Raw genomic sequence first — 5,499 nt, forward strand, 5'->3', positions numbered from 1 at the left:
CTCTCTCGTCGGGGTTAGGCCAGGCGTTTACTGCGGTCGCTGCCCACCCCAATCCCTCCCCTGGAAGGGAGGGGCTTCAAACTAGGCGGCGCTATCCAGCATCTCGATCGTCAGTTGATCGTTGGTATAGACGCAGATGTCGGCAGCGACGGCCATCGCCTTGCGGGCGAGGGCTTCTGCATCGGCCTCATAATCCACCAGCGCACGGGCGGCCGCCAGGGCATAGTTGCCGCCCGAACCGATCGCCGCGACGCCACCGATCGGTTCCAGCACGTCGCCATTGCCAGTCAGGATCAGCGTCACATCCTTGTCCGCGACGATCATCATCGCTTCCAGGTTGCGGAGATATTTATCGGTGCGCCAGTCCTTGGCGAGTTCGACGGCGGCCCTCATCAACTGGCCGTTATGGCGTTCCAGCTTCGCTTCCAGCCGCTCGAACAGGGTGAAGGCGTCAGCGGTCGCACCGGCGAACCCGCCGATGACCGATCCGTCGTGCAGGCGGCGCACCTTCTTTGCATTGGGCTTCATGACAGTCTGGCCCATGGACACCTGGCCGTCGCCGGCAACGACGACTTTCCCGTTTTTCCTGACCGACATGATGGTGGTGCCATGCCAGACCGGCATGGAAGAACTGCGTTGATCATTCATGGCAGCCATATGGGGCGAACGCCACGCTGCCGCAAGATCGGCGGTTTGCGACGGACCGTGTCAAATCAGCTACCATTTTGTGACAGACGGGCGTGGAACAAACATGGTTCAGTTGACATTGTGCACTGCACAACGGATCATCATTCATCGGCTATTCGAGTGGAGCGGCAAGCATGTCCCTGAAGGCACGGGCTCAGGAAAAGGTCGAACGGGCCGGAATTTCAAACTATTCGTTCGACCGGGATGTGCTCGTGATGTGCGGGGTGCGCTACACTGTAAAAGCCTGCACCTGCGGGGAGCCAGAATGCGATGGCGTCCAATTGCTGAAGAGCGCGAGCGGGACGGGGACGATTCTCCAGTAAGGACGCGGAAGCGTCCTAGTGGATGACTTCCTTGCCGGCCCGGCCAACCGATTCGATGTCCCGGCCTACACCCTGGACCGTGTTGCAGGCGGCAAGCGTTGCAAGGAGCAGAGTTCCGATCAAAATGGCGCGGGTTCGACGCATGAAGCACAAGCTCCTTTAAGGGTGTGACATCCTATTGGCACTCATCCGCCGCTTGGAAAAGCCTTTGGCGCCAATTCGCTTCTGATCGCTTGACAGGGCGCGCCGGCAATGCCAATGGCCGCCTCCTCCTAACAAGGGGGCGCGTAGCTCAGCGGTAGAGCACACCCTTCACACGGGTGGGGTCACAGGTTCAATCCCTGTCGCGCCCACCATGACCCGGCAGGGCATGGCAGGACAGATTATTTCCCGGCATTGATCTTTTCCGACCCGCCGCGCTAAGCGTTTCGGCAACGTGGCCGCGTGCAGCGCTGCCCTGAAAGGATGACGATGCCCCCCTATCTGAAAGCCGGCGCGGCGCTGCTGGCGCTCTTCCCGATCTCTTTTGCGGTACAGGCGCAGGAGCAGCTGACGCTGGAACGGGTTTTCGCGAGCCCCGACCTTGCCGGACCGCAGCCGCGCGCCCTGAAACTGTCGCCCGACGGGTCGCTGGTGACGCTGCTCAAGCCCCGGGCGGACGAGAAGGAGCGGCTGGATCTCTGGGCGATCGACACGCGCACGGGCAAGGAACGGATGCTGGTCGATTCCCGGAAGACCGGAAGCGGCGCTGAACTGAGCGAAGCGGAAAAGATGCAGCGCGAGCGGGACCGGAGCGTCGCGGGCAGCACGGGCATTACCAGCTATGACTGGTCACCGGACGGGAAGACTATACTGGTTCCGGTCGATGGCGACCTGTATCTCGCCGGCCTGGACGGCAAGGTTTCCCGCCTGACCGACACGCCCGATGGCGAATTGAACGGCGTGGTCAGCCCAAAGGGTGGCTTCGTCTCCTTCGTGCGGGGCGGCAACCTATTCGTTCAGCCGATAGGCGGTACGGAGCGGCAAATCACGCAAGGCGCGAGTGATACCGTCAGCTGGGGCGTGGCGGAGTTCGTCGCGCAGGAGGAAATGGACCGGCGCACCGGCTATTGGTGGTCGCCCGACGACGCGCAGATCGCGGTTGCCCGGGTCGATGAAAGCCCGGTCGGCACCGTCACCCGCACGGCAATCGGCGGGGAAGGGACCAAGGTTTACCAGCAGCGCTATCCCGCCGCCGGAACGCCCAACGCGATCGTCGACCTCTATGTCATGAAAGCGGACGGATCGGGGCCGGTGAAGGTCGACCTCGGCACGGACAAGGACGTCTACCTGGCACGGGTGAACTGGGCGAAGGACGGCAGGACACTCTATGTGCAGCGGGAAAGCCGCGACCAGAAGCGCCTCGACCTGCTGGCGGTCGACCCCGCAACAGGCAAGGCGAAGGTCGTCCTGACGGAGACGGCGAAAAGCTGGATCAACCTGTCGGACAATTTCCGTCCGCTCAGGGATGGCAGCTTCCTGTGGTGGTCGGAAAAATCAGGGCACGGGCATCTGTATCGCGTCAATGGGGCGAAATGGACGACAGTCACCAGCGGCGATTGGGAAGTCCGCGACGTCGTGGGCGTGGATGAGGACAAGGGCCTTGTCTATTTCACCGGCAACCGGGAGACCCCGCTTGAGCAGCAGCTTTATGTGACGCCGCTCGGCAAGGCCGCGCCGGCAAGGCCGCTGACGCAGCAGGGTTGGTGGAATGACGCGGTGATGGACGGCGCGGCAAGCCGGGTGATCGTCACGCGGCAGAATAGCGATCAGCCCAAGCAGGTCTATCTGACCGACAGTGCCGGCAAGCAGCTGCGATGGCTTTCGGAAAACGCGCTGACGGGCAGCCATCCCTATGCTCCCTATGTCGCCGGCCATGCGAAGACGACATTCGGCACGGTGAAGGCGGCGGACGGATCGACGCTTTACACAAAGATGATGACACCACCGCTGGAGCCGGGAAAACGCTACCCCGTCTTCATGATCCATTATGGCGGGCCAGGCGCGGGGCGGCAGGTGACCAACACATGGTCCGGGGCGTTGAACCAGTATCTGGTTGACCGCGGCTGGATCGTCTTCTCGATCGACAATCGCGGCACTCCCGACCGCGGCAAGGCGTTCGAGGATCAGCTTTATCATGCGATGGGCACTGTGGAGGTCGAGGACCAGTTGAGGGGCGTCGAGTGGCTGAAGGCCCAGCCGTTCGTCGATGCGCAGCGGATCGCGACTTATGGCTGGTCCTATGGCGGTTATATGTCGTTGAAGCTGCTGGAGAAGGCGCCTGGTGTCTTTTCCGCCGCGATAGCCGGCGCGCCCGTGACGAAGTGGGAGCTATACGACACCCATTATACCGAACGCTATCTGGGCCAGCCGGGCGACCGGCGCAGCGCCTATCCCGGTTCGGACGCGGTGGAGGATGCGGTGAAAATCCGCGACCCGCTGCTGCTGATCCACGGCATGTCGGACGACAATGTCGTGTTCGACAATTCGACCGCGCTGATGGCGAAAATGCAGGGCGCTGCTGTCCCCTTCGAACTTATGGTCTATCCGGGCCAGACGCACCGGGTGGGCGGGCCAAAGATCAGCGTCCACCTCTGGCGCACGATCGAGGACTTTCTTGCGCGGCGCGGTGTCGCCCCCGGCGCGCAATAAAAGGGTCGGCAAAGTGGCGATTGGGCGCGACAAAGCCCATGTGTCTGGACAAATGGCGCAAGGGCGTTATGCGCCGGCCCCGCAAATCATTGCATGAGTGGAGTGTTGAGTCATGGGTTACAAGGTCGTCGTCGTGGGAGCCACCGGGAATGTGGGCCGCGAGATGCTGACCATTCTCGCCGAGCGCGAGTTCCCGATTGACGAGATCGCGGCGGTTGCTTCGTCCCGGTCGCAGGGCACCGAAATCGATTTCGGTGACACCGGCAAGACGCTCAAATGCAAGAATATCGAGCATTTCGATTTCACCGGATGGGATATCGCCCTGTTCGCGGCGGGCAGCGGCCCGACGGCGGAATATGCGCCAAAGGCGGCGGCGGCAGGCTGCGTGGTGATCGACAACAGCTCGCTCTATCGCATGGACCCGGACGTGCCGCTGGTCGTTCCCGAGGTGAACCCGGATGCGATCGGCGGCTATCGCGCCAAGAACATCATCGCCAATCCCAACTGCTCCACCGCGCAGATGGTCGTGGCCTTGAAGCCCTTGCACGACGCCGCCAAGATCAAGCGCGTGGTCGTCGCCACCTATCAGTCGGTTTCCGGCGCGGGCAAGGCGGGCATGGACGAACTGTTCGAGCAGAGCCGCAACATCTTCGTGGGGGATCCGGCCGAGCCGAAGAAGTTCTCCAAGCAGATCGCGTTCAACGTCATCCCGCACATCGACGTCTTCCTGGACGATGGTTCGACCAAGGAAGAATGGAAGATGGTCGCGGAAACGAAGAAGATCCTGGACCCCAAGGTCAAGGTGACGGCAACCTGCGTGCGCGTTCCCGTGTTCGTCGGCCATAGCGAGGCGATCAACATCGAGTTCGAGAACGAGATTTCGGCCAAGGAAGCGCAGGACATCCTGCGCGAAGCGCCGGGCGTCATGCTGGTCGACAAGCGAGAGGACGGCGGCTACGTCACCCCGGTCGAATGCGTGGGCGACTATGCGACCTTCATCAGCCGGGTGCGCGAGGACTCGACCGTGGACAACGGCCTTTCGCTCTGGTGCGTCAGCGACAACCTCCGCAAGGGCGCGGCACTCAACGCGGTGCAGATTGCCGAGCTGCTCGGCCGCCGGCACCTTAAAAAGGGCTGACGCCCGATGATTGCCGGCGCTGTCGCGACGTGGAAGGCTCTTCCCCTCGCGCAGCGCCGGATGATCCTGATCCTCTCGATCGCGGTTGCGCTGGCCAATGTGGCGCAACCCTATCCCGACCTTGCGCCATTGCAGCATGGGCCGACCGTGGCGTTGCTGATGGCCGCGCCCTTTGCGCTCAAACGATGGCCGATGTCGACCGGTGCGGCCGGCTGCATCCTCCTGTTCCTGCTGCTGCACACCCTGGGCGCACGATGGATATACAGCTATGTCCCCTATGACGACTGGCTGCGGCGGCTGTTCGGCACCGGTCTCGCCAGTCATCTGGATGCCCCGCGAAACGGTTACGACCGGCTGGTGCATTTCGCGTTCGGCTTGCTTGTGACCTTACCGGCCGCTGAGTTAGCGCGGCGGCATGGCGGGCTGACGGCGCGCTGGAGCGTCGCCTTTGCCTTTGCCGCCATTGGTCTTGGCAGTGCGATCTACGAGATGTTCGAATGGCTGCTGACGATAGTGGCCGCAAGCGACACGGCAGACTATTATAATGGCCAGCAGGGCGACATGTGGGATGCGCAGAAGGACATGGCCTGCGCCCAGGTCGGAAGCTTGCTGGCGGTGCTCCTCCTCTTGCGCCGGCGCGACTGACGCCATATCGGCGGG

At 62.7% G+C, this 5,499-nt stretch carries 6 protein-coding genes and 1 tRNA gene; 5 read left to right on the top strand and 2 right to left on the bottom strand.

What is annotated here, in order from left to right; translation table 11 throughout:
- Nucleotides 1-81: 81 nt before the first annotated feature.
- Nucleotides 82-648 carry an ATP-dependent protease subunit HslV gene (hslV, locus tag AX724_RS16470; RefSeq protein ID WP_066768325.1) on the bottom strand — a complete coding sequence of 189 codons (567 nt, stop codon included), beginning with the start codon at nt 646-648 and terminating at the stop codon, nt 82-84.
- 173 nt (nt 649-821) lie between these two features.
- On the opposite strand from hslV, the gene AX724_RS16475 reads away from it, so the two are divergent.
- Nucleotides 822-1,010 (top strand): hypothetical protein, encoded by a 189-nt coding sequence (locus AX724_RS16475; protein WP_066768303.1) that lies wholly within the window; start codon nt 822-824, stop codon nt 1,008-1,010.
- Nucleotides 1,011-1,025: 15 nt separating this feature from the next.
- Here AX724_RS16475 and AX724_RS16480 read toward each other — a convergent pair whose 3' ends face one another.
- Entirely contained in the window at nt 1,026-1,154 is a 129-nt protein-coding gene (locus tag AX724_RS16480) for an entericidin A/B family lipoprotein (RefSeq protein ID WP_066768304.1), read from the bottom strand.
- Between the two features lie 137 nt (nt 1,155-1,291).
- Between AX724_RS16480 and AX724_RS16485 the strand changes: the two genes are divergently transcribed.
- The 4 genes from AX724_RS16485 to AX724_RS16500 all read left to right on the top strand — a co-directional run bounded on the left by AX724_RS16485 (nt 1,292) and on the right by AX724_RS16500 (nt 5,484).
- Nucleotides 1,292-1,366 (top strand) — tRNA-Val (locus AX724_RS16485).
- 115 nt (nt 1,367-1,481) lie between these two features.
- Nucleotides 1,482-3,701, top strand: a complete 2,220-nt coding sequence (locus AX724_RS16490; protein ID WP_066768307.1) for a S9 family peptidase — start codon at nt 1,482-1,484, stop codon at nt 3,699-3,701.
- Nucleotides 3,702-3,813: 112 nt separating this feature from the next.
- Nucleotides 3,814-4,839 (top strand): aspartate-semialdehyde dehydrogenase, encoded by a 1,026-nt coding sequence (locus AX724_RS16495; RefSeq protein WP_066768315.1) that lies wholly within the window; start codon nt 3,814-3,816, stop codon nt 4,837-4,839.
- A gap of 6 nt (nt 4,840-4,845) precedes the next feature.
- A complete protein-coding gene (locus tag AX724_RS16500; protein WP_066768317.1) occupies nt 4,846-5,484 on the top strand; it encodes a DUF2238 domain-containing protein in 639 nt (212 codons plus the stop codon).
- Nucleotides 5,485-5,499: the final 15 nt, after the last annotated feature.

Source organism: Sphingobium sp. CCH11-B1 (assembly GCF_001556865.1).
GTDB lineage: Bacteria > Pseudomonadota > Alphaproteobacteria > Sphingomonadales > Sphingomonadaceae > Sphingobium.